Source organism: Vannielia litorea, assembly GCF_018424695.1.
Taxonomy (GTDB): Bacteria; Pseudomonadota; Alphaproteobacteria; order Rhodobacterales; family Rhodobacteraceae; genus Vannielia; species Vannielia litorea_A.
This window is the reverse complement of record NZ_QTNQ01000005.1, coordinates 90,195-109,902: the sequence shown is the minus strand read 5'-3', so window position 1 is coordinate 109,902 and position 19,708 is coordinate 90,195. Positions and strand designations below refer to the sequence as shown.

Here is a 19,708-nt window from a genome sequence, read left to right as displayed (position 1 = left end):
GGAAGGCCGGCATGGCGGGGGGGGCCAGGGGCGGGGGCACCGACAAAAGTATCCGGTGACCCTGTTGTGCCTTGAGGTAGGCTCGGGCCGGGAGGATTTGGTTATGAACAAGGTTATCTCGGCAGTTGCCGGGCTTCTGATGAGCTTCGGCAGCGCGGCTCAGGCGGCGGACCCAGCAGATACGGCGGCCTATGACCTGCTGTTCAAGCAGGGCACGCTGGAGGGCTTCGAGGTGGGCGATGTGTTGGAATACAGCCGCGACGTGAAAAACACGCGGGTGCCCGACGCCGCCAAGCGGGACACCGGCGCGCTGGATCTGACGCTCGCGGGCGGCACCCCGCCGGTGGCCGAACTGTTGTTCCGTCAGGATGAAAAATACCGCTCGGTGGGCAGCTTTCCCGCCAGCGTGGGCAACCCCGTGATCATGTATTTCGTGGAAACGGTCGTCCGCGACATGGCCGAAACAGCCGGCGGCAGCCCGTTTTACATTCGCAATCGGGTGAAGGAGTCGCTGGTGTCGCCCGCTGATGTCTCCGAGGATGGTGGCATCGTCTCGGTGGTGATCCGCCCCTTCGAGGGCGACCCGAACGCGGAGCGGATGCAGGGCTTTGGAGACCTGGCCTTGACGGTTGTGATGTCGGAGGAGGTGCCGGGCTGGTATGAAAGCCTCACGGCGGAGGCGGGTGATGTCTACAGCTCTACACTGAAGTTCGAGGGCGTGGCGGAATGAGGTGGATCGCGGCTCTCCTTCTGCTCGCCGTCCCGGTTGAGGCCCAAAGCGTGGCAGACCGTCTCAATGACTACCCCACGGCGGCGCGGGCGGACTACGTTTTTGCCTGCATGCAGACCAACGGGCAGAGCCGCGAAGTGCTGATCCAATGCGCCTGTTCGATCGATGTGGTGGCCTCGATCCTGCCCTACGAAAAATACGTCGAGGCGGAAACCGTACTGTCGATGCGGCAGGTGGGCGGCGAGCGCATGGCGATATTCCGCAGCGCGGCCAGCGCGGAGGCCCAGGTGGCCGAGTTGCGGCGCGCGCAGGCCGAGGCGGAGATCTTGTGTTTCTGAGCCGTTGGACGCGCGCGGCCTAGCTGGCCTCGTCCTTGGCGAGCCGCTGCTCGAAGCTGTTGCCCTCGGTGTCGGTGGCCTTCACCACGATCTCCGGCGCGCCGTTGTCATTGTAGCTGAAGCGGAACACCGGGTTCTCGGAAATCGAGATGCCACCTTCCATGGTGAAGAGCAGCTCGTCGCCCTGCCGCACTTCGAGCGTGTCGATGAAGTGGGCGGGGACGAAGAGTTGGGTGATCTGGTCGCGCTGGAGGCCGGAGTAATTGGGGTGCCGGATCATGATCTGGGCTTCGCGGCGCGGGGTGCTCATCTGCGGCGCGGCGCCGAAGCTGCGCAGCCGCATCTCGCCCATGCCGGCCAGTGCGGCTTCAGGATCGGAGGTGGCCGGGGCCGAGCATCCGCCGGAGGCCTTCACGAAACGGCCCTGCATGGCGAGGCCCTCGGGGGTTTCGGCGATCACGCGGACGTTGGAATACTGGTTGACCCGCACGCGGATTTCGAGGTCGAGCGGGTGCATGGCCGCGCCGAAGGTGAAGGTGCCGGCGACGGGGGCCGGGTTTTCGTCGATCACCACGATGGCGCTGTCGATCTGCGCGGCCTCGTCGGTTTGAACGATGTGCACGGGCACGGTGGCCGCGTCATTGGCGCGGTAGGGCGCGTCGACGGTGAAGAAGGCGCTGCCATCGGTCGGCGCCGCATCTCCCAACACGTCGTACTTCAGGGCGTCCCAGCTTTCACTCGCGGTGAGCGGGTTGTCTTCTGCCGCAAGGGCGGGCAGGGCGATGAGGGCCGCGAAGGCGGTGCCGATTACAGCGGGTGCAAGGCGCATGATGGGTCTCCTCCCGGGGTCGCGCGTGGCGCGAATGTAGCAGGTTTTGCCGGGGCTGGCACTGATCCGATGGTCTGCGTAGCCTGATCGGCTTTTGCGGCAGAGGCTGGCGCCATGTTCGAGGCCTTGGTGACACTCTGCCTGCTGGGCGCACCTGACACATGCCGCGACGCGCTGCTGCCCGGCGCGGAGGCCGCGAGCCTGGCCGCTTGCGAGGCGAAGTTGCCGGGGCTGACGGTGCCGCAGGGGGATTGGCGCGCGGGCGCGCCGTTCTGCGCCCCGCGCGGTGCGGTGCTGGCTTTCGAGGAGGTGGTGCCCGGGGTCTTCGTGCATTTGGGGGCTATTGCCGAGCCCGACCGGGAGAACCGCGGCGATGTGGCGAATATTGTATTCGTTGTGGGGACAGAGGTGGTGGCCGTGATCGACAGCGGCTCGGCCCGCTGGATGGGAGAGGCAACCTGGCGTGCGGTGCGCGAGGTGACGGAGCTGCCGGTGCGCTATGTGGTGCTGACGCATATGCACCCCGATCACGTGTTCGGAGCCAGCGTGTTTGAGAATGCGGAGGTGGTCGGGCACAAGGCTCTGGCGCGGGCGCTGGCGGATCGGGCAGTGAATTACGCGGAAAGTCTTGAGGGGCTGATCGGCCCGGCTTTCATCGGCACGGTCGCGCCGCAGGTGGATGTGGCGGTGGGCGAGCCGACCGAAATTGACCTTGGTCAGGTTTTACTGAGGCTCACACCGTGGCCCCGCGCCCATACCGGCACGGACCTGACGGTGCAGGTTGGTGACCTGGTGATCGCCGGGGATATGGTCTTTGACAGGCACTCGCCAGCACTCGACGGCTCGGTGCTGGGCTGGCTGACGGCGTTGGACGCGCTGGAGGGGCATGGCACGCAGGTGGTGCCGGGGCATGGCGGGCCGGTGCTTGAGATGGGGGCCGCGCTTTCCCCGATGCGGCGGTATCTGGAACTGCTGAGGGACGACACCCGGGCGGCGGTGGCCGCAGGCGAGCGGCTGGGCGAGGCGGTGGAGCACATTGCGCAGGGCGAGGCCGGGCGTTGGGCGCTTTTCGAGGCCTACAACAAGCGCAACGCTACCGTGGCCTTTACCGAGCTGGAGTGGGAGTAGGGGAGCGATTTTTCAACGAAGAATCTGACGTGCTTATTCCTGAGCGGCCTGGAGCATCTGGGCGATGGCGTAGAGACGTTTTTCGAGGAGCACGGGGGTTTCGCAGACGTAGGTGAGGGATTGGCGGCGGTCGGTGTAGATGCGCTCGTCCCAGGCGATCTGTTCTTCCAGCGCGTCCACGCGGTCGTAATCCGGGCTGTCTGCCTCCATCGCGGTGACCATCTCGCGGCGGGCGCTGTCGATCCGCTCGGCGAGGGCGATCTGGCTGAGGGAGTATTCCTCGATGCCCGAGATGAGACGGCCGCGCAGAGTGTTCAGGCTGATGAAGGCCTGTTGGAACACATGGCCGAGAAGGGCGGGATCCGTGCCGTGGACCGCGGTGAACGCCTCAAGCTGGGGGCGGGTCTCTTCAACGGGGAGACGGCGGAGGGTGAGATAGCCCACGAGCTCATCGACATCTGCCTCAACCTCCCCGGAAAGCTCGGGGGCCTCAAGCGGGCCGGGCCACATAAGCCCGGGTGAGAGCTGGCCGACCTTGCGCTGGATGCAGGGCCAGGTCGGATCGGAGAAATCGGCCGCGTGTACGGGGGCGGTAGCTCCGACTGCGAGACAGAGCGCGATGATGGCCTTTTTCTTCATGGCTGTCCTCCCTGACCCCACTGTATTCTGCCGCGCACCGTTGTCTACATCGGCCAATACCACCTTTTGTCTGCATTGGCAGTAAAGGGCTCTGCTCCTAGCCTCATCGCAACAAGACGCGCCAAGAAGTTCTGGGAGGAAGTTGATGCGGACACGCGCTGCCGTGGCTCTTGAAGCCGGCCAACCGCTTGAGATCATGGAGGTTGAGCTTGAGGGGCCGAAGGCCGGGGAGGTTCTGGTCGAGATCAAGGCGACGGGGATCTGCCACACCGACGAGTTCACCCGCTCGGGGGCGGACCCGGAGGGGCTGTTTCCGTCGATCCTGGGCCACGAGGGCGCGGGCGTGGTGATGGAGGTGGGCGAGGGCGTGACGACGCTGAAGCCCGGTGATCACGTGATCCCGCTCTACACGCCGGAATGCCGGCAATGCGCCTCCTGCCTGTCGGGCAAGACAAATCTCTGCACCGCGATCCGCAACACGCAGGGGCAGGGCCTGATGCCCGACGGCACCACGCGTTTCAAGATGCTCGATGGCACGCCGATTTATCACTACATGGGCTGTTCCACCTTTGCGAACCACACGGTGATGCCCGAGATCGCGCTCGCCAAGGTGCGCGAGGACGCGCCCTTCGACAAGATTTGCTACATCGGCTGCGGCGTGACCACCGGCATCGGCGCGGTGATTAACACGGCAGGTGTTGAGATTGGGTCAACGGCGGCGGTTTTTGGCCTCGGCGGCATCGGTCTGAACGTGATCCAGGGCCTGCGGATGGCGGGTTGCGACAAGATCATCGGGGTCGATCTGAACGACGACAAGGCGGAGATGGCGAAGAAGTTCGGCATGACACACTTTGTTAACCCCTCGAAGGTAGAGAATACCGTGGCCGAGATCGTGAAGCTGACGCAGACCGATTTTGACCAGATCGGCGGGGTCGATTACTCGTTTGACGCCACCGGCAACGTGAAGGTGATGCGCGACGCGCTGGAATGCTCACACCGCGGCTGGGGCGTGAGCGTGATCATCGGCGTGGCGCCCGCGGGGGCGGAAATTTCCACGCGGCCCTTCCAACTGGTGACGGGCCGGGTCTGGAAAGGCACGGCCTTCGGCGGCGCCAAGGGGCGCACCGACGTGCCCAAGTTCGTCGACTGGTACATGGACGGGAAGATCGAGATCGACCCGATGATCACCCACAAGCTGAAGCTCGATGACATCAACGAGGGCTTCGAGCTGATGCACGAGGGCAAATCCATCCGCGCCGTGGTGGAGTACTGATGGCGATGGAGGTGATCTCTGAGACGGCCTGTTTTGGCGGGCGGCAGATCGTTGCCAAGCACCCCAGCAACGCCTGCGGTTGCGAGATGACCTTTGCCGTCTACCTGCCGCCGCAAGCGGAGCACGGGCCGGTGCCGGTGCTGTGGTATCTCTCGGGGCTGACCTGCACCCATGAGAACGCCATGACCAAGGGCGGCTTTCAGGAGCACGCCGCAGAGCACGGTCTGGCGGTGATTTTTCCCGATACCAGCCCGCGCGGCGAGGCGGTGGCAGACGACGAGGCCTATGACCTTGGCCAGGGCGCGGGGTTTTACGTGAACGCCACCCGCGAGCCATGGTCGCCGCATTTCAGCATGTATGACTACATCACCGGCGAGCTGCGCGGGCTGGTGATGGAGAATTTCCCGCTGGAAGACCGGCACGGCATCACCGGGCACTCAATGGGCGGGCATGGCGCGCTGACGATTGCCATGCGCAATGCCGATATGTTCGAGAGCCTTTCGGCCTTTGCGCCCATCGCCAACCCCACCCGTTCGGATTGGGGCCGCAAACAGCTGTCTGCCTACCTTGGCGACGACGAAAGCAGCTGGGCCGATCATGACGCCACCATTCTTCTGGAGGAGAAGGGCTGGAAGGGCGATATTCTCGTGGATCAGGGAGCAAGCGACCAGTTCCTCGACCTGCTGAAGCCCGAGGCGCTGGCAGAAGCGATGGTGAAGCGCCGACAGCCCGGATCGATCCGCATGCAGCCCGGCTATGACCACTCGTATTTTTTCGTAACAACCTTCGCGAGAGACCATGTAGAATGGCACGCGGAGAGATTGTGCGGCTGAGGGGCCGCGACCACAACAGGGAGAAAGACACACAATGATCGCAAGACTGCTCGCCGCCGCCAGCTTGACGCTTGCCGCCTCCGTGGCCGGAGCCCAGGACATGGCCGGCGATCCCGAGAAGGGCGAGAGGGTATTTCGGAAATGCCAAGCCTGCCACATGGTTGGCGCGGATGCCGAGGCAAAAACCGGGCCGGTGCTGAACGGCATCATCGGCCGCGCCGCTGGCAGCTACGAGGACTTCAAGTATTCCGACGCGATGCAGGAAGCGGCAGCCGGCGGCCTGGAGTGGACCGAGGAAAACCTCGCCTCCTTCCTGACCAAGCCCAAGGACTTCATGAAGGGCACCAAGATGACCTTCGCCGGGCTGCGCAAGGAAAAGGACGTGGCCGATGTGCTCGCCTATCTCGCCACCTTCGGTGAAGACGGCCAACCAGCAGAAGGGGAGGGTTCCTGACCTAAGTTTTCACGCTCGGCGCGAGGAGGACACGTTTCGCCGGGCCAAACCGCCAGCCAGTGAGATGGGCACAGGCGGCACCAACTAAAATGGGAGAGAGAAACATGAAAAAGCTACTCGCTTTGACCTCCGTTGCAGCCATGTGCGCCACCGGCGCGCTGGCCAACGACGGGCTGGTTGCGGAGATGGACAAACCCGAACAATGGGCGATCCAGACCGGCGACTACAAGAACCAGCGCTACTCGGAGCTGGATCAGATCACCGCCGACAACGTGGGCTCGCTGCAAGCCAACTGGACATTCTCCACGGGCGTTCTGCGCGGCCATGAGGGCAGCCCTCTGGTGATCGGCGACATCATGTATGTGCACACGCCGTTTCCCAATATCGTCTATGCGCTGGACCTCAACGAAGATGGCAAGATCATCTGGAAGTATGAGCCCAAGCAGGACCCTAACGTCATTCCGGTGATGTGCTGTGACACGGTCAACCGGGGCGTGGCCTATGCCAACGGCAAGATCTACCTGCACCAGGCCGATACCAAGATCGTCGCGCTCGATGCGATGACCGGCGAAGAAGTCTGGTCGGCTGTCAACGGCGACCCCGCGAAGGGTGAGACCAACACCGCGACGGTGCTGCCGGTGAAGGACAAGCTGATCGTGGGCATCTCGGGCGGCGAGTTCGGCGTGCAGGGCCATGTGACGGCCTATGACCTCGATAGCGGCGAGCAGCTCTGGCGCGCCTACTCGGTGGGGCCGGATGACCAGATCCTGTTCAACCCCGAAACCACCACGGAACTCGGCAAGCCGGTTGGCGCTGACAGTTCGATCAACTCCTGGGAAGGTGACCAGTGGATGATCGGCGGCGGCACCACCTGGGGCTGGTATGCGGCGGATCTGGAAGAGAACCTCTTCTACTACGGCTCCGGCAACCCCAGCACCTGGAACCCGGCCCAGCGCCCGGGCGACAACAAGTGGTCGATGACCATTTTCGCCCGCGACATCGACACTGGCGAGGCCAAGTGGGTCTACCAGATGACGCCCCATGACGAATGGGATTACGACGGCGTCAACGAGATGATCCTCACCGAGCAGGAGATCGACGGCGAGGAGCGCAAGCTGCTCACCCACTTCGACCGCAACGGCCTTGCCTACACCATGGACCGTGTTTCGGGCGAACTGCTCGTGGCCGAAAAGTACGATCCGGCGGTGAACTGGACGACCGGCGTGGACATGGACCCGGAGTCGGAGAACTACGGCCGTCCGGCGGTGGTGGCGCAATACTCCACCGAGCAAAACGGCGAGGACGTGAACTCGACCGGAATCTGCCCGGCGGCGCTTGGCACCAAAGACCAGCAGCCGGCGGCCTACAGCCCGAAAACCGAGTTGATGTATGTGCCCACCAACCATGTGTGCATGGACTACGAGCCGTTCCGTGTGAGCTACACCGCAGGCCAGCCCTACGTGGGCGCCACCCTGTCGATGTATCCCGCGCCGGACAGCCATGGCGGCATGGGCAACTTCATCGCCTGGGACAACACCACGGGTGAGATCAAGTGGTCGCTGCCCGAGCAGTTCTCGGTCTGGTCCGGTGCTCTGGCCACCGCGGGAGACGTGGTGTTCTACGGCACGCTCGAAGGCTACCTGAAAGCTGTCGACGCCAACACGGGTGAGGAGCTTTACAAGTTCAAAACTCCGTCCGGCATCATCGGCAACGTGATGACCTACGAGCATGACGGAAAGCAGCACATCGCAGTGCTCTCGGGCATCGGTGGCTGGGCCGGGATCGGCCTTGCGGCTGGCCTGACCAACCCGAACGACGGCCTCGGCGCCGTGGGCGGCTATGCCGCGCTGAGCGACTACACCGCGCTCGGCGGCCAACTGACCGTGTTCTCCCTGCCGGATTGATACCCGGCGCCGGCATCGCCGCCACTTCCCCGGTGGCGATGCCGATATCACCATAAGAGCGATCGGCACGGGTGGCCAAAATCGCCGACCCGTGCCGAACCGCCCCAGACCACTCCGAGGACATACATGCAACTGACGCGCACATTCGTCGCATCCACCCTGCTGGCCGCGCTGGCCTTGCCTGCCATGGCGCAGGATGCGGACGAGATCGACAACATCTCCGTCGCCTATGAGGAAGACGGACGCTACTACACCGAAGATGACATCCCGACCTACAACATCACCGAGGATGGCCAGAAGGTGGATTGGCTGACGTATTCGGGCTTCCGCCGTTACCACTCCGAGTGCCACGTGTGCCACGGGCCGGAGGGCATGGGCTCTACCTACGCGCCGGCGCTGAAGGACTCGGCGATCGACATGGATTACTACGATTTCGTCGACGTGGTGGTGAACGGACGCCAGAAGATCAACGCCGCCGAAAACTCGGTGATGCCCGCCTTCGGCGATAACCCCAATGTCATGTGCTACCTTGATGACATCTATGTCTACCTCAAGGCACGCGGCACCGAGGCCGTTCCCCGCGGCCGCCCGGGTGGCCGGGAAGACAAGACCGACGCGATACGCGAGGCGGAGAATGCCTGCCTTGGCCTTTAGGGCAATGACATGGGCGGCGGGGCTGGTGATGCTGGCCACCGCCGCAGCGGCTCAGACTTCGGACCTTGTCAGCAAGAAGGCGTTCAGGGTTTGCGCTGACCCGGCCAATGCGCCGATGTCGATGCAGGACGGCTCGGGCTATGAGAACAGACTGGCCGAGCTTTTCGCCGAGAAGCTGGAACTTCCCGTAGAATACACCTGGTTTCCGATGGCGACCGGCTTCATCCGTCAGACGCTCCGGGCTAACCGTTGCGACGTGGTCATGGGTTACGCCCAGGGCCATGAGCTGGTGTTGAACACCAACCACTACATGACCTCGGTTTACGTGCTGATCCTGCCGGACGGCTCCGAGCTTGGCGGCGTCGACACGCTGTCCGACCCGGCGCTGAAGGGCAAGCGGATCGGAGTGATCGCGGGCAGCCCGCCCGCGACGCATATGGCGCGCAACGGGCTGATCGGCCAGGCGAAGGCCTACAACCTCATGGTCGATCGTCGGGTGGAGAGCCCGACCGAGGACATGCTGAACGACCTGGAGGCCGGAGAGATCGACGCCGCCATTCTTTGGGGGCCGATCGGAGGGCCGCTGGTGAAGCAGGATCATCCGGGGATGACAGTTGTGCCGCTGATCGGAGAGGAACTGCCGCCGCGGCTCTTCTTCCGTATCACCATGGGCGTTCGGCTGGGGGACAAGGTGTGGCAGCGCAGGCTGAACTCGCTGATCCGCAGGCATCAGGATGAGATCAACGCGATCCTGACCGAGGCCGGCGTGCCGCTGGTGGCGGATATGGGCGACAGGATGCTGGACGCGGAGAAATGAGGGCGGCGTGGCTGGCGCTGGTGCTGCTGGCCACCCCCGCGCTCGCCCAGGTGAGCGAGCCGGAAGGCTACCGGATGGATCACTACCGCGGGCCGGTTCCTGAAGCGCTCGAGGGCGGCACTGTGCTTGGCCCCGAAGACGCCCATGCGCTTTGGGAAGCAGGCGGCATGGCTTTTATCGACGTACTGCCACGCGCCCCGAAACCAGAAAACCTGCCGGAAGGCACGATCTGGCGGGAGAAACCACGCGAGAGCATTCCCGGCGCGATCTGGCTGCCCAACGTGGGCTATGGCGCGATTGCCGAGGAGACGGCAGCCTACTTTCGGGCCGGGCTGGAGAAGGCAACGGCGGGCGATAAGGCGCATCCGGTGACGATTTTCTGCCTCGATGAGTGCTGGATGAGCTGGAACGCGGCGAAGCGGGCTTTGGAGTGGGGATATTCCAACGTCTACTGGCTGCCGGGAGGGACGGACGGCTGGGTGTTCTACGATTTTCCGACCGAGGTGGTGGAGGCCGAGGCGGGCGGGTAGGGGGCAGCTCTTCGGCGGCTTCGCCCCCTCATCGCAGCTGTGAAAAGAACCGCAAGGGCCGATGAACAGCTCAGCCCTCAATGGTCGGCCAGCGCGCGTTCAGCGTGGGTGACGGTGCCATCGGTATCGGTCATCGTAACGCCCACATGGCCTGCGGCGCGGGGGACGGAGAGCGAGACGCTGGGATTTTCGGACAGAGAGATCGAGCCGGTGATGTCGACGTAGCCTGCGCCGTCAAGCTCCACGTCGAGGCTTTCGACGTAGCGCATGGGGATGAAGAGCAGGGAGATCTGGTCCATCTGCATGCCGGAATGGCTGGGGTGCATCACGTCGATGTCCACCTGCTTTTCGCCATGGGCCAGCGCGCCGAGCCGGTCAAGCGCGGAGCCGGTGGGGTCGGGGGCCAGCGCGATTTCCATGTTGCCGAGGGTGGCGAGCGCCTCTTCCGGGTCGGTCCCCGGGGGCGCGGCGCAAGCGCCCTGGCCGGAGGTTTTCACGAAGGTTTCGACCATCCAGAGCGCGCCATCGGTGGTTTCGGCGACCATGTGCATAGGCGTCGGGCCGTTGATGCGGAAGGTGGCCTCGAAGGTGAAACGTGGCAGGGGCTGGCGGAAGTTGAACACCGCCGAAACCGGCATCGGGTTTTCGTCGAGGATGACGGTGACTGAAGAAAGCAACCGCCCCTCTGGCGCGGCGACCTGCGCGGCAATGAGGGTGCGGGCATCGTCGAAGGTGCGGTAGGGCGCGTCGATGGCGATCACATCGTCACCCGGCAGGAGGGTGCGGCCCTCGTAAAGCGCGGCTTCCAGATCGGGCCAGGCAGGCTCGAGCGCGAGGGCCGGGGCGGCGAGCACGGCGAAGGCGAGGGGCAGAAGGGCTTTCATCATTCCTCCATCACGAAGCGGCCGAAGGCGCGGGGGCCATCGCCGGTGGGGATTTCGGCCAGGGTTTCAAGGCTTTGCGCGTCGATTACGGTGAGCGTGTTGGAGAACCAGCCCGCCACCACCACCTGCGCGCCACCCTTGGCCACGTCAATCCCCTCGGGATATTCGCCCACGTCGAGGGTGGCGACGGGGGCGAGGCTGGCCAAGTCTATCACGGAGACCGTGTCGGCATATTGGTTTGTCACGAAGGCGCGGCCACGTGCGAAGGCGAGGCCATAGGGGCGCTCGCCCACGGGGAGGGTGGCAAGCACGGCAGGGGCCTCCGGGTCGATCACGGTGACATTGCCCGAGCCGACGTTACCTACCCACAGGCGGCCCTGCGGGTCGAAGCCAAGGCCATAGGGGCGGGTGCCGGTGGGCACTGTGGCACGGGGTGCGAGCGTTTCGGCATCGAACAGGGCGACCTCATGAGCATCGCGGGCAGCGGCGGCGAGGTAGCGTCCACCGGGCGAGATTTCGAGGCCTGCGGGAGCGGCGCCTGTCGCCAATTCCGCCAGAGGCGCGAGGCTCATGGCGTCCAACACCCAGATGCGAGCGTTGAACCAGTCGGAGACGAAGAGGTGGTTGCGGGCGGCGTCGAGCGCGACGCCGGTTGGGCCACCATCCAGCGTTGTTTCGGCCTCAAGGCTGCCTTCGGGGGAAAGGCGGCGCACTGTCTTGGTTTCGGGCGCGACGACCCAGACATGCCCACGATGGGCCACCACCCCGGCGGGCTGGCCCGGAACAGGGATGCGGGCGCGTTCGGTTTGAGTTGCGAGGTCGATCACCGAAAGGTCAGAGGAGCTCTGGTTGGTGACGAAGGCAAGATCCCCCGCCGCAAGCTGGCCTGCGACGAGGGTGGGGAGGATGAGGCAGAGGAGGCTAGTTGGAGCCCGCAAAACGCTCGGCCAGCGCATCCAGCCCGGCCTGATACACAGCGGAGACGGCGGCAATGGCGGCTTCGTCGTTGAGCTCGGGGGGCGGGTCATTGTTCGGGTAGCCCCGGTAGAACGCGCCGCGCCACTCGATAATCGAGCCGCCATTTGAGCCCGGTTTCACGGTGAGGTGCGAGGAGTAGTTAGTGACAGGCAGCGTTTCGACTGCGACTTCGGTGATGCGATAGGAATAGCTCATCTTCTCGTCGGAGAACTTGTAGAGCACCTCGTCGATCGTCGGCCCGCCTTCTTCGCCCAACGTCAGCAGGCGCGTGGCGTCAATCTCATTGCCGCCGTCGCCGGTGGTCGAAAACACCGCCGGGTGCCACGACATATCCTGGAAATTGCCGATCACCGCCCAAACCTCTGCGGGCGGGGCGGGCACTTCGGTTGTGAGCGTAATCTTCTGACGTGTCGGCCCATGCGCGGCGGCGGGAAGCGCGGCGATCATGGGGGCGGTGAGCGCAGCAAGAAGAAGCGCGCGGCGGGTGCGGTTTGGCACGGGGTCTGATCCTCCCTTGAACGCTGTGCCTGCGCGCTTTTTCGCCGCCCCGCTCCTCCGCAGGATTTGGCAAAAAATGCCGGAAAAACAAGGCCCCGGCGCGCAACTGCGGCACAATCTTGGGAAGAATGCTAAGGGGTATGCCATGGTGCGCAATTGCGCCAAAGGTATCGGTTTGGCGGGGGCAAAGGCTGTGGCACGGTGAGATCAAGTGCCGCGTGTGACGGTGCAGGGAGGACAATTTGCGAAACTTTGCCATCATGCTGGCGCTCGGCATGTGCGCGCTTCTTGTCGGCGCGCCTGCAGTTGCCGTCGAGATGCGATCTGCCGTGTTTCGGATCGATTACCCACGCCTTGCCCCGATCTCCCGTTTTGACGTGGTTCCCGAAGATCTGGGCTTTGCAGGCGCGGTTCTGGCGACCGAAGACAACATGACCACCGGCAGCTTTCTCGGCCATAGTTACGAGATTGAGACCGTCTCTGTGCCGCCCGAGGGCGCGGACGCGGCCTTCAAGGCGCTTGTGGAGGCCGGTCACGAGGTGATCGTGGTGCTGGCGCGGGATGAAGACCTGCTGCGGCTTTCCGACATCGCAGGGGAGGGGGTGCTGATCCTCAATGCGACCGCCCAGGGCGTGGCTCTGCGTGATGCGGAGTGCCGGGCCAACACCCTCCATATCGCGCCGAGTGACGCAATGAAGGCCGATGCGGTGGCGCAATTCGCGGTGTGGAAGAAGTGGCCCGAGTGGCTGATGATCCACGGCTCCAACCCTGCCGACCTTGCGCTGGCGGAGGCTTACCGGCGTGCCGCGGCGAAGTTTGGCGCGCAGATCGTGGAGGAGCGGGAGTTCGAGGATACCGGCGGTGCGCGACGCACTGACTCGGGCCATGTGTTGGTACAACGCCAGATTCCCGTCGCCACGCAGGGCGCCGAGGACCATGACATTGTGGTTGCCGCCGACGCCTCGGACTATTTCGCGCCCTACCTGCCATTTCACCTGTGGACGCCCGCACCGGTGATGGGCTCGTCTGGCCTCCGGCCTGTCACCTTTCATGCCAGCCAGGAGGCGTGGGGGGCGACACAGTTTCAGACCCGGTTCGAGGAACTCGCCGGGCGGTATGTGCGCGAGGAGGATTACAACACATGGCTCGCGCTACGCGTGATCGGCGAGGCGGTGACGCGAGCCAGCACGGGCGAGGTGGCCGCGCTGCGCGAGTACCTTCTGAGCGATGAATTCGAAGTGGCCGCCTTCAAGGGGGTGCCCGTCACCTTCCGCCCGTGGAACGGGCAATTGCGCCAGCCAATCCTGCTCTTCGACGGGCGGATCACAGCCAGCGTTTCACCGCAGGATGGCTTTTTGCACCAGGTCTCACCGCTTGACACGCTCGGGCTGGACGAGCCCGAAAGCGCCTGCACGGCATTTGGAGGATGACCATGAAGAGACTCGCGCTGGCCGCTCTACTGGCCACAACCGCGCTGCCCGCACTGGCGGAAAAGGTGTTTGTGTCCAACGAGCGGGGCAACACCGTGACGGTGCTGGATGCCGCAAGTTGGGAGGTGCTGGATGAGTTCGCCGCCGGCAACCGCCCGCGCGGCATCACCCTGAGCCCGGATGGCAAGCTGCTTTATGTCTGCGCCAGCGACGATGATCTGGTGCGCGTGTTCGACACCGAGACCTACCAGGAACTCTACACCCTGCCCAGCGGGCCCGACCCGGAGCTTTTCGTGCTGCACCCGAGCGGCAACCCGCTCTACATCGCCAATGAGGACGACAACCTTGTGACGGTGGTGGACACCGAGAGCCATACGGTGCTGGCCGAGGTGCCGGTGGGGGTGGAGCCTGAGGGGATGGGCATTTCTGCCGACAGCCGGTGGGTGGTGAATACATCTGAAACCACCAACATGGCGCATTTCATCGACACCGAAGACTACGAGATCAAGCACAACATCCTGGTCGACCAGCGCCCGCGCTACGCCGAGTTTACCGCCGACGGAAAATGGCTTTTCGTCACCTCGGAGATCGGCGGGACGGTGAGCGTGATCGATATGACTGGCGAGGCGCCGACCCTGACACAGAAGATCGGCTTCGAGGTTTCGGGGGTGCTGCCGGAGTGGCTGCAACCCGTGGGCGCGAAGGCCACCAGCGATGGCAATTGGCTATTCGTCGCACTAGGCCCGGCCAACCGGGTCGCGGTAATCAATATCCAGACCATGGAGGTGGAGAAGTATATTCTTGTCGGTCAGCGCGTGTGGCAGCTTGCCTTCACGCCCGACGAGAAGTTTCTGGTGACGACAAACGGCAACTCCAACGATGTGACGATCATCGACGTGGAGGCGCAGGAGGCAATCCGGTCGGTGCAGGTGGGGCAGCAGCCCTGGGGCGCCGTGGTGACGCCGGAATGATGGGAGGAAAGATGAAGTATCTGACACTGGCGCTGACTGCGCTGATGGCAACGCCCGCTGCGGCGGCTCCGCTCTGCGACGACCTCGGTTTTGCAGGGCTGCTGGCCAGCTGCAACCGGGGCGAGCCGATCGAGATCACCTTGGCCTCGGGCCAGCCGCTTTCGGCGGAAGGCACCTATACGCTGCAATCGGGCGCCTATTACAAGCTGATGATCACCGCCGATGGCTCTGCCGAGCTGGCAATCAGCGGGCCGGATTTCTTCCGGGCGATCTGGATGAACGAGATCGTCATAAACCAGATCGAGATCCGCCCCATGGCGGTTGAGAGCCTCGAATTCGACGCAGCAGGAACGGCAGAAATCTCCTTCGTGGCGATCAAGCCGGGCAGCCACGTGCTGCGCATCCCCGGAAGCACCGGGGAAACGCAGATGGTGACATTCAACATCCAATAGGGGGGAAACCCGGATGAAATACGCGATGACAACCCTTGCTGCCACCCTGATGCTGGGCGGTGCCGCCTTTGGCGAAGCCCATGGCGACGGGCCCGATGCCGAGACCGTCGAGAGGATCATGGCCAAGCTCACCGAGATGAAGTGCCAGATGGCGCCGGATGACATCGAGATGGAAGAGGACGGTGGCTACGACTTGGACGATGTGATCTGCGAGGGCGGTCAGCAATACGACATCACGCTCGACGCCGATCTGAATGAAACCGGGCGGCGCGCCGAATAGGCCGCCCATCGTCCCTTGCCTCCGAAGGAGCGGGGCAGGGGGCGCCACATTGGGAGGACTGAGATGAAAACGCTGAGAACACTCGCCCTGGCCGGGGCTGCGGCCCTTGTGACCACAGCAGGCGCGATTGCGCAGGATCTGCCCCAGATCCGGGCGGCTGTGCTGAAGATTGGCACGGTGAACTGGGAGCTTGAGACGATCAAGGCCAACGGCTTTGACAAGAAGCACGGCTTCGAGCTGGTCGTTCAACCCTTCGCCGACAACGGCGCGACCCGCGTGGCGCTGGAGGGCGGCGAGGCTGACCTGGCCGTGGCAGACTGGATCTGGGTTGCCCGGCAGCGTGCGGCGGGCAAGGATTACGTCGTGGTGCCCTATTCCAAGGCCGTGGGCGGCCTCGTTGTGGGCGCTGACAGCGACATTCAGAGCCTTGAGGACATGAAGGGCAAGAAGGTTGGCATTGCCGGCGGGCCGCTCGACAAAAGCTGGCTCATTCTGCGCGCCTATGCCGAGCAGGAATACGGGATGGACCTGAAGGCCGAGACCGAGCAGGTATTTGGCGCGCCGCCGCTGATCTTCAAAAGCGGGCTTTCGGGTGAGACCGACGGGGCGATCAACTTCTGGCACTTCCTCGCCAAGATGAAGGCGGCGGGCATGCGCGAGGTGATCTCGGTGGAAACGGCCAGCTCTGCGCTGGGGCTGGACCCGGAAACGCCGTTGCTCGGCTACGTGATGAAAGAGAGCTTCCTTGCGGAAAACCCCGACCTGGGCCATGCCATGTATCGTGCCAGCCGGGATGCCAAAGACCTTCTGGCCACCGATGACGCGGCCTGGGAAGCGATCCGACCCATGATGAATGCCCAGAACGATGCGCAGTTCGAGACGCTGAAGGCCGATTTTCGCGCCGGCATTCCGTCAGATCGGGCGGTTTCGGAAGAGGGGGCGGATGCGCTCCTGAAGGTGATGGCGGACTTGGGCGGGGCCGAGCTTGTGGGCGAGGCGACCGAGCTGCCCAAGGGCCTGTTCCTGACCTCAGAGTAAGCGCGTGAAAGGGGTCGGCACGCCAGCGCTGTCGCTTCTGGGGCTTGCCGGCCTCTGGATCGTCGCGGCGGCGCTGACAGCCGATCCCACCGTCTTGCCGCAGCCCTGGGCGCTAATCGGGCCGTTCTGGCGCGAGCTGACCTCGGGAGAGCTGCCCTACCACCTGGGCCATACGCTGTTGCGCGTGGCCTGGGCGTTTTTGCTGGCGATGTCGATTGGCTGTGTGCTCGGCCTGATGATGGGCCGCAGCGAACGGGTGAACCAATGGCTGGACCCGTGGCTGGTGGTTTTCCTGAACCTGCCCGCGCTGGTGCTGATCGTGCTCTGCTACCTCTGGATCGGGCTCACAGAGGCCGCGGCCATTGCGGCGGTGACGCTGAACAAGATCCCGAATGTGACCACGGTCATAAGAGAGGGCGCCAGGGCGCTTTCGCCGGATTTGGACGCATTGGCAGGAGTTTACCGGATGTCGTTCATGGACCGGTTGCGCCATGTGGTGCTGCCCCAGCTCGCCCCCTTCATGGCCGCCGCCGCCCGCTCGGGCATCGCGGTGATCTGGAAGATCGTGCTGGTGGTGGAGTTCCTCGGGCGCTCCAGCGGAGTGGGCTTCCAGATTCACCTCTACTTTCAACTCTTCGACGTGGCGATGGTGCTGGTTTACGCCTTCTCCTTCATCGCGGTGATGCTGTCGGTGGAGTGGGCCGTGCTGCAACCCTGGGAGCGGCGCACCCGCCGGTGGCGGACGGCATGATTTCGGTCGACATCCATTCCAAGCACTTCGGCGACAGCCAGGTGCTGGGCCGCGTGCGCTTTGAGCTGGGGCAGGGGGAGACGCTTGCCGTTCTGGGCCCCTCGGGCGTGGGCAAGAGCACCATGCTGCGGATCGTGGCGGGCATCGACCGCGCCTTCGAGGGCCATGTGGAGCGGCCCGGGCGCATGGCCATCGTGTTTCAGGAGCCCACGCTGCTGCCGTGGCGCTCTGTGCTGCAAAACCTGACGCTGGTACATCGCGGGCTGAGTGACGCCGAGGCGAGCGAGGCGCTGGGGCGGGTGGGGATTGCCGACAAGGCAGGGCTCTTCCCCGGGCAGCTCTCGCTTGGCCAGCAACGGCGGCTTTCGCTGGCACGGGCCTTTGCGGGGAAGCCGGAGTTTCTGGTGATGGACGAGCCCTTCGTGTCGCTCGATGTGGAGATGGCCGACGGCATGATGCGGCTGACGGAGGCGCTGATTGCCGAGGTCAGGCCCGCGGTGTTGCTGGTGACGCATGCCCGCGAAGAGGCCGAGAGGCTCGCCGGGCGCATCCTTCACCTTGAAGGCAGCCCGGCGGTGCTGCACTCTGAGGGAAAGGATCACCTCAGATGTGTAAAGCCCTGACAACGATGACCTTTCCTCGATGAGCGAGGCGCTTCTCTTGCGCGATGTGTCGTTTCGCTACGGCGCGAAACAGGCGCTGGACGGGGTCAGCTTCGCGGTGCCGCGTGGGCGGTTTTGTGCGTTGCTGGGGCCGAATGGCGCGGGCAAGAGCACGCTGTTTTCGCTGCTCACCCGACTTCTCGTTACACGGGAGGGCGACATTCGCGTTGCCGGGCATGACATGGCCCGCGCGCCTCGCGCGGCACTGGCCAAGATCGGCGTGGTCTTTCAGCAGCCAACGCTCGACCTGGATATGACGGTGGCGCGCAACATGGCCTACTTTGCGGCGCTCCACGGCATCTCTGGCCGCGCGGCACAGGCCCAGATCGACGCCGCGCTTGAGCGGCTGGAGATGCGCGAGCGGGCCGGGGAAAAGGTGCGCAACCTCAATGGCGGGCACCGGCGGCGAATGGAGATTGCGCGGGCATTGGTGCATGGCCCGGAATTGCTGTTGCTCGACGAGCCGACGGTTGGCCTCGATACCGCCTCGCGGCTAGCAATTACCGAGCATGTTCATGCCCTTGCGGGCGGAGGTTTAAGTGTCCTCTGGTGCACCCATCTGGTGGATGAAATCGCGCCTGAGGATGACGTGGTGGTGCTCCACAAAGGCCGCGTGCTGGCGCAAAAGCGGGCCAGTGAGCTGGCCGGTGGCGGCACTCTGCAAGACGCCTTCATGGAAATGACGGGCGCGGGGCAGGGCGCATGATTGGCTTTCTCACGGCCCTTGTCGCCATCGTGCGGCGCGAAGCTGCGCGCTTCGTCAACCAGCGGTCCCGCTTCTTCGCCGCGCTGGTCCGGCCGCTCGTCTGGCTGGTGATCTTCGCGGCAGGCTTTCGCGCCGCACTCGGTGTGTCGATCATCCCGCCGTATCAGACCTACATCACTTACGAAGTCTACATCCTGCCGGGGCTCTGCGGAATGATCCAGCTTTTCAACGGGATGCAAAGCTCACTGAGCCTCGTTTACGACCAGGAGATGGGTTCGATGCGGTTGCTACTGACGTCACCGCTGCCGCGCTGGTGGCTGCTTTTCTGCAAGCTGATGGCCGGTGTGGCGGTGTCGATCCTTCAGGTTTACGCCTTCCTCGGGATCGCGGCGCTCTACGGCATCCAGTTGCCGTGGGAGGGATACCTGCTGGTGTTTCCGGCGCTCATCGTCACCGGCCTGATGCTGGGCGCACTGGGGCTGCTCATCAGCTCGACGGTCAAACAGCTGGAGAACTTCGCGGGGGTGATGAACTTCGTGATCTTCCCGATGTTCTTCCTCAGTTCGGCGCTGTACCCGCTATGGAAGATGGCAGAGAGCTCGGAGCTATTGCGCGACATCTGCGCCTGGAACCCGTTTACCCACGCTGTCGAGCTCATCCGCTTCTCGCTCTATGTCACGCCGAACCTCTGGGCACTGACTGTCGTGGTGCTGTGCTTCGTGGTGTTCTTCGGGCTATCGCTTTGGGGCTATGACCCGGCACGGGGACTGATGCGGCGAAAAGGGGGGTGAACCGGGCGTGGTGAGAGTGCTCCTTTCGTCGCACCCGAAGCGCTTATAATCGGTATTATGTAATGTGTCCATGATAGGGAAAACCCGTTAACATACTAAAAAAGCGCCACTTTCACCCTACGCGAGATTTGCATCAAC

At 64.2% G+C, this 19,708-nt stretch carries 24 protein-coding genes; 19 read left to right on the top strand and 5 right to left on the bottom strand.

What is annotated here, in order from left to right; translation table 11 throughout:
* Nucleotides 1–103: 103 nt before the first annotated feature.
* Both DYI42_RS03615 and DYI42_RS03610 read left to right on the top strand, forming a co-directional pair.
* Nucleotides 104–730, top strand: coding sequence for a hypothetical protein (locus DYI42_RS03615; protein ID WP_213544551.1), 627 nt, complete (start codon nucleotides 104–106; stop codon nucleotides 728–730).
* Nucleotides 727–1,068, top strand: a complete 342-nt coding sequence (locus DYI42_RS03610; protein WP_213544550.1) for a hypothetical protein — start codon at nucleotides 727–729, stop codon at nucleotides 1,066–1,068. Before DYI42_RS03615 ends, DYI42_RS03610 begins: the two co-directional genes overlap by 4 nt.
* A 19-nt stretch (nucleotides 1,069–1,087) precedes the next feature.
* Here the strand turns inward: DYI42_RS03610 and DYI42_RS03605 are convergent, their stop codons facing one another.
* Nucleotides 1,088–1,897: a quinoprotein dehydrogenase-associated SoxYZ-like carrier gene (locus tag DYI42_RS03605; protein ID WP_213544549.1), complete on the bottom strand. Its 810-nt coding sequence runs from the start codon at nucleotides 1,895–1,897 to the stop codon at nucleotides 1,088–1,090.
* A gap of 114 nt (nucleotides 1,898–2,011) precedes the next feature.
* Between DYI42_RS03605 and DYI42_RS03600 the strand changes: the two genes are divergently transcribed.
* On the top strand, nucleotides 2,012–3,025 hold the full coding sequence (locus DYI42_RS03600) for a quinoprotein relay system zinc metallohydrolase 2 (protein ID WP_213544548.1): 1,014 nt from the start codon (nucleotides 2,012–2,014) through the stop codon (nucleotides 3,023–3,025).
* 33 nt (nucleotides 3,026–3,058) lie between these two features.
* Here DYI42_RS03600 and DYI42_RS03595 read toward each other — a convergent pair whose 3' ends face one another.
* Complete coding sequence (locus tag DYI42_RS03595; protein WP_213544547.1) at nucleotides 3,059–3,664, bottom strand: hypothetical protein; 606 nt, start codon at nucleotides 3,662–3,664, stop codon at nucleotides 3,059–3,061.
* A 145-nt stretch (nucleotides 3,665–3,809) separates the two neighbouring features.
* On the opposite strand from DYI42_RS03595, the gene DYI42_RS03590 reads away from it, so the two are divergent.
* From DYI42_RS03590 to DYI42_RS03560, 7 genes are all read left to right on the top strand, one after another.
* A complete protein-coding gene (locus DYI42_RS03590) occupies nucleotides 3,810–4,937 on the top strand; it encodes an S-(hydroxymethyl)glutathione dehydrogenase/class III alcohol dehydrogenase (protein WP_213544546.1) in 1,128 nt (375 codons plus the stop codon).
* Nucleotides 4,937–5,770 (top strand): S-formylglutathione hydrolase, encoded by an 834-nt coding sequence (fghA, locus tag DYI42_RS03585; protein ID WP_440870618.1) that lies wholly within the window; start codon nucleotides 4,937–4,939, stop codon nucleotides 5,768–5,770. The genes DYI42_RS03590 and fghA overlap by 1 nt, the downstream gene beginning before the upstream one ends.
* 34 nt (nucleotides 5,771–5,804) lie before the next feature.
* Entirely contained in the window at nucleotides 5,805–6,224 is a 420-nt protein-coding gene (locus DYI42_RS03580; protein WP_213544545.1) for a c-type cytochrome, read from the top strand.
* 104 nt (nucleotides 6,225–6,328) lie between these two features.
* Entirely contained in the window at nucleotides 6,329–8,128 is a 1,800-nt protein-coding gene (locus tag DYI42_RS03575; RefSeq protein WP_213544544.1) for a methanol/ethanol family PQQ-dependent dehydrogenase, read from the top strand.
* Nucleotides 8,129–8,254: 126 nt separating this feature from the next.
* The gene (locus tag DYI42_RS03570; protein WP_213544543.1) at nucleotides 8,255–8,782 is read left to right on the top strand and encodes a c-type cytochrome, methanol metabolism-related; all 528 of its coding nucleotides are present in this window, start codon (nucleotides 8,255–8,257) and stop codon (nucleotides 8,780–8,782) included.
* A complete protein-coding gene (locus tag DYI42_RS03565; RefSeq protein ID WP_213544542.1) occupies nucleotides 8,763–9,599 on the top strand; it encodes a substrate-binding domain-containing protein in 837 nt (278 codons plus the stop codon). The genes DYI42_RS03570 and DYI42_RS03565 overlap by 20 nt, the downstream gene beginning before the upstream one ends.
* The gene (locus DYI42_RS03560; RefSeq protein ID WP_213544541.1) at nucleotides 9,596–10,129 is read left to right on the top strand and encodes a PQQ-dependent catabolism-associated CXXCW motif protein; all 534 of its coding nucleotides are present in this window, start codon (nucleotides 9,596–9,598) and stop codon (nucleotides 10,127–10,129) included. Before DYI42_RS03565 ends, DYI42_RS03560 begins: the two co-directional genes overlap by 4 nt.
* A 77-nt stretch (nucleotides 10,130–10,206) precedes the next feature.
* On the opposite strand, the gene DYI42_RS03555 is transcribed toward DYI42_RS03560, so the two are convergent.
* From DYI42_RS03555 to DYI42_RS03545, 3 genes are read right to left on the bottom strand one after another with little or no spacing between them, the layout of a single operon-like run.
* Nucleotides 10,207–11,016 carry a quinoprotein dehydrogenase-associated SoxYZ-like carrier gene (locus tag DYI42_RS03555; protein ID WP_440870617.1) on the bottom strand — a complete coding sequence of 270 codons (810 nt, stop codon included), beginning with the start codon at nucleotides 11,014–11,016 and terminating at the stop codon, nucleotides 10,207–10,209.
* Complete coding sequence (locus tag DYI42_RS03550) at nucleotides 11,013–11,969, bottom strand: YVTN family beta-propeller repeat protein (protein WP_213544540.1); 957 nt, start codon at nucleotides 11,967–11,969, stop codon at nucleotides 11,013–11,015. Before DYI42_RS03550 ends, DYI42_RS03555 begins: the two co-directional genes overlap by 4 nt.
* On the bottom strand, nucleotides 11,935–12,438 hold the full coding sequence (locus DYI42_RS03545) for an SRPBCC family protein (RefSeq protein WP_213544558.1): 504 nt from the start codon (nucleotides 12,436–12,438) through the stop codon (nucleotides 11,935–11,937). The genes DYI42_RS03550 and DYI42_RS03545 overlap by 35 nt, the downstream gene beginning before the upstream one ends.
* 326 nt (nucleotides 12,439–12,764) lie before the next feature.
* On the opposite strand from DYI42_RS03545, the gene DYI42_RS03540 reads away from it, so the two are divergent.
* The 9 genes from DYI42_RS03540 (at nucleotide 12,765) to DYI42_RS03500 (ending at nucleotide 19,570) form a co-directional block, all read left to right on the top strand.
* Complete coding sequence (locus tag DYI42_RS03540) at nucleotides 12,765–13,919, top strand: ABC transporter substrate-binding protein (protein WP_440870620.1); 1,155 nt, start codon at nucleotides 12,765–12,767, stop codon at nucleotides 13,917–13,919.
* Nucleotides 13,920–13,921: 2 nt separating this feature from the next.
* The gene (locus DYI42_RS03535; protein WP_213544539.1) at nucleotides 13,922–14,890 is read left to right on the top strand and encodes a YVTN family beta-propeller repeat protein; all 969 of its coding nucleotides are present in this window, start codon (nucleotides 13,922–13,924) and stop codon (nucleotides 14,888–14,890) included.
* Nucleotides 14,891–14,901: 11 nt separating this feature from the next.
* A complete protein-coding gene (locus DYI42_RS03530; protein ID WP_244867490.1) occupies nucleotides 14,902–15,342 on the top strand; it encodes a hypothetical protein in 441 nt (146 codons plus the stop codon).
* 13 nt (nucleotides 15,343–15,355) lie between these two features.
* On the top strand, nucleotides 15,356–15,622 hold the full coding sequence (locus DYI42_RS03525; RefSeq protein WP_213544537.1) for a PepSY domain-containing protein: 267 nt from the start codon (nucleotides 15,356–15,358) through the stop codon (nucleotides 15,620–15,622).
* 63 nt (nucleotides 15,623–15,685) lie between these two features.
* The gene (locus DYI42_RS03520; RefSeq protein ID WP_213544536.1) at nucleotides 15,686–16,660 is read left to right on the top strand and encodes an ABC transporter substrate-binding protein; all 975 of its coding nucleotides are present in this window, start codon (nucleotides 15,686–15,688) and stop codon (nucleotides 16,658–16,660) included.
* Between the two features lie 4 nt (nucleotides 16,661–16,664).
* The gene (locus DYI42_RS03515) at nucleotides 16,665–17,411 is read left to right on the top strand and encodes an ABC transporter permease (RefSeq protein WP_213544535.1); all 747 of its coding nucleotides are present in this window, start codon (nucleotides 16,665–16,667) and stop codon (nucleotides 17,409–17,411) included.
* Nucleotides 17,408–18,034 carry an ABC transporter ATP-binding protein gene (locus tag DYI42_RS03510; RefSeq protein WP_213544534.1) on the top strand — a complete coding sequence of 209 codons (627 nt, stop codon included), beginning with the start codon at nucleotides 17,408–17,410 and terminating at the stop codon, nucleotides 18,032–18,034. The genes DYI42_RS03515 and DYI42_RS03510 overlap by 4 nt, the downstream gene beginning before the upstream one ends.
* A gap of 19 nt (nucleotides 18,035–18,053) precedes the next feature.
* A complete protein-coding gene (locus tag DYI42_RS03505) occupies nucleotides 18,054–18,779 on the top strand; it encodes an ABC transporter ATP-binding protein (protein ID WP_213544533.1) in 726 nt (241 codons plus the stop codon).
* On the top strand, nucleotides 18,776–19,570 hold the full coding sequence (locus DYI42_RS03500) for an ABC transporter permease (protein ID WP_213544532.1): 795 nt from the start codon (nucleotides 18,776–18,778) through the stop codon (nucleotides 19,568–19,570). The genes DYI42_RS03505 and DYI42_RS03500 overlap by 4 nt, the downstream gene beginning before the upstream one ends.
* Nucleotides 19,571–19,708 lie beyond the last annotated feature (138 nt).

What these genes read in the sequence shown, in the direction of transcription:
- DYI42_RS03615 (WP_213544551.1), top strand. Translation starts at nt 104, where the DNA reads ATGAACAAGGTTATCTCGGCAGTTGCCGGGCTTCTGATGAGCTTCGGC.
- DYI42_RS03610 (WP_213544550.1), top strand. Translation starts at nt 727, where the DNA reads ATGAGGTGGATCGCGGCTCTCCTTCTGCTCGCCGTCCCGGTTGAGGCC.
- DYI42_RS03605 (WP_213544549.1), bottom strand. Translation starts at nt 1,897, where the DNA reads ATGCGCCTTGCACCCGCTGTAATCGGCACCGCCTTCGCGGCCCTCATC.
- DYI42_RS03600 (WP_213544548.1), top strand. Translation starts at nt 2,012, where the DNA reads ATGTTCGAGGCCTTGGTGACACTCTGCCTGCTGGGCGCACCTGACACA.
- DYI42_RS03595 (WP_213544547.1), bottom strand. Translation starts at nt 3,664, where the DNA reads ATGAAGAAAAAGGCCATCATCGCGCTCTGTCTCGCAGTCGGAGCTACC.
- DYI42_RS03590 (WP_213544546.1), top strand. Translation starts at nt 3,810, where the DNA reads ATGCGGACACGCGCTGCCGTGGCTCTTGAAGCCGGCCAACCGCTTGAG.
- fghA (WP_440870618.1), top strand. Translation starts at nt 4,937, where the DNA reads ATGGCGATGGAGGTGATCTCTGAGACGGCCTGTTTTGGCGGGCGGCAG.
- DYI42_RS03580 (WP_213544545.1), top strand. Translation starts at nt 5,805, where the DNA reads ATGATCGCAAGACTGCTCGCCGCCGCCAGCTTGACGCTTGCCGCCTCC.
- DYI42_RS03575 (WP_213544544.1), top strand. Translation starts at nt 6,329, where the DNA reads ATGAAAAAGCTACTCGCTTTGACCTCCGTTGCAGCCATGTGCGCCACC.
- DYI42_RS03570 (WP_213544543.1), top strand. Translation starts at nt 8,255, where the DNA reads ATGCAACTGACGCGCACATTCGTCGCATCCACCCTGCTGGCCGCGCTG.
- DYI42_RS03565 (WP_213544542.1), top strand. Translation starts at nt 8,763, where the DNA reads ATGCCTGCCTTGGCCTTTAGGGCAATGACATGGGCGGCGGGGCTGGTG.
- DYI42_RS03560 (WP_213544541.1), top strand. Translation starts at nt 9,596, where the DNA reads ATGAGGGCGGCGTGGCTGGCGCTGGTGCTGCTGGCCACCCCCGCGCTC.
- DYI42_RS03555 (WP_440870617.1), bottom strand. Translation starts at nt 11,016, where the DNA reads ATGATGAAAGCCCTTCTGCCCCTCGCCTTCGCCGTGCTCGCCGCCCCG.
- DYI42_RS03550 (WP_213544540.1), bottom strand. Translation starts at nt 11,969, where the DNA reads ATGCGCTGGCCGAGCGTTTTGCGGGCTCCAACTAGCCTCCTCTGCCTC.
- DYI42_RS03545 (WP_213544558.1), bottom strand. Translation starts at nt 12,438, where the DNA reads ATGATCGCCGCGCTTCCCGCCGCCGCGCATGGGCCGACACGTCAGAAG.
- DYI42_RS03540 (WP_440870620.1), top strand. Translation starts at nt 12,765, where the DNA reads ATGTGCGCGCTTCTTGTCGGCGCGCCTGCAGTTGCCGTCGAGATGCGA.
- DYI42_RS03535 (WP_213544539.1), top strand. Translation starts at nt 13,922, where the DNA reads ATGAAGAGACTCGCGCTGGCCGCTCTACTGGCCACAACCGCGCTGCCC.
- DYI42_RS03530 (WP_244867490.1), top strand. Translation starts at nt 14,902, where the DNA reads ATGAAGTATCTGACACTGGCGCTGACTGCGCTGATGGCAACGCCCGCT.
- DYI42_RS03525 (WP_213544537.1), top strand. Translation starts at nt 15,356, where the DNA reads ATGAAATACGCGATGACAACCCTTGCTGCCACCCTGATGCTGGGCGGT.
- DYI42_RS03520 (WP_213544536.1), top strand. Translation starts at nt 15,686, where the DNA reads ATGAAAACGCTGAGAACACTCGCCCTGGCCGGGGCTGCGGCCCTTGTG.
- DYI42_RS03510 (WP_213544534.1), top strand. Translation starts at nt 17,408, where the DNA reads ATGATTTCGGTCGACATCCATTCCAAGCACTTCGGCGACAGCCAGGTG.
- DYI42_RS03505 (WP_213544533.1), top strand. Translation starts at nt 18,054, where the DNA reads ATGAGCGAGGCGCTTCTCTTGCGCGATGTGTCGTTTCGCTACGGCGCG.
- DYI42_RS03500 (WP_213544532.1), top strand. Translation starts at nt 18,776, where the DNA reads ATGATTGGCTTTCTCACGGCCCTTGTCGCCATCGTGCGGCGCGAAGCT.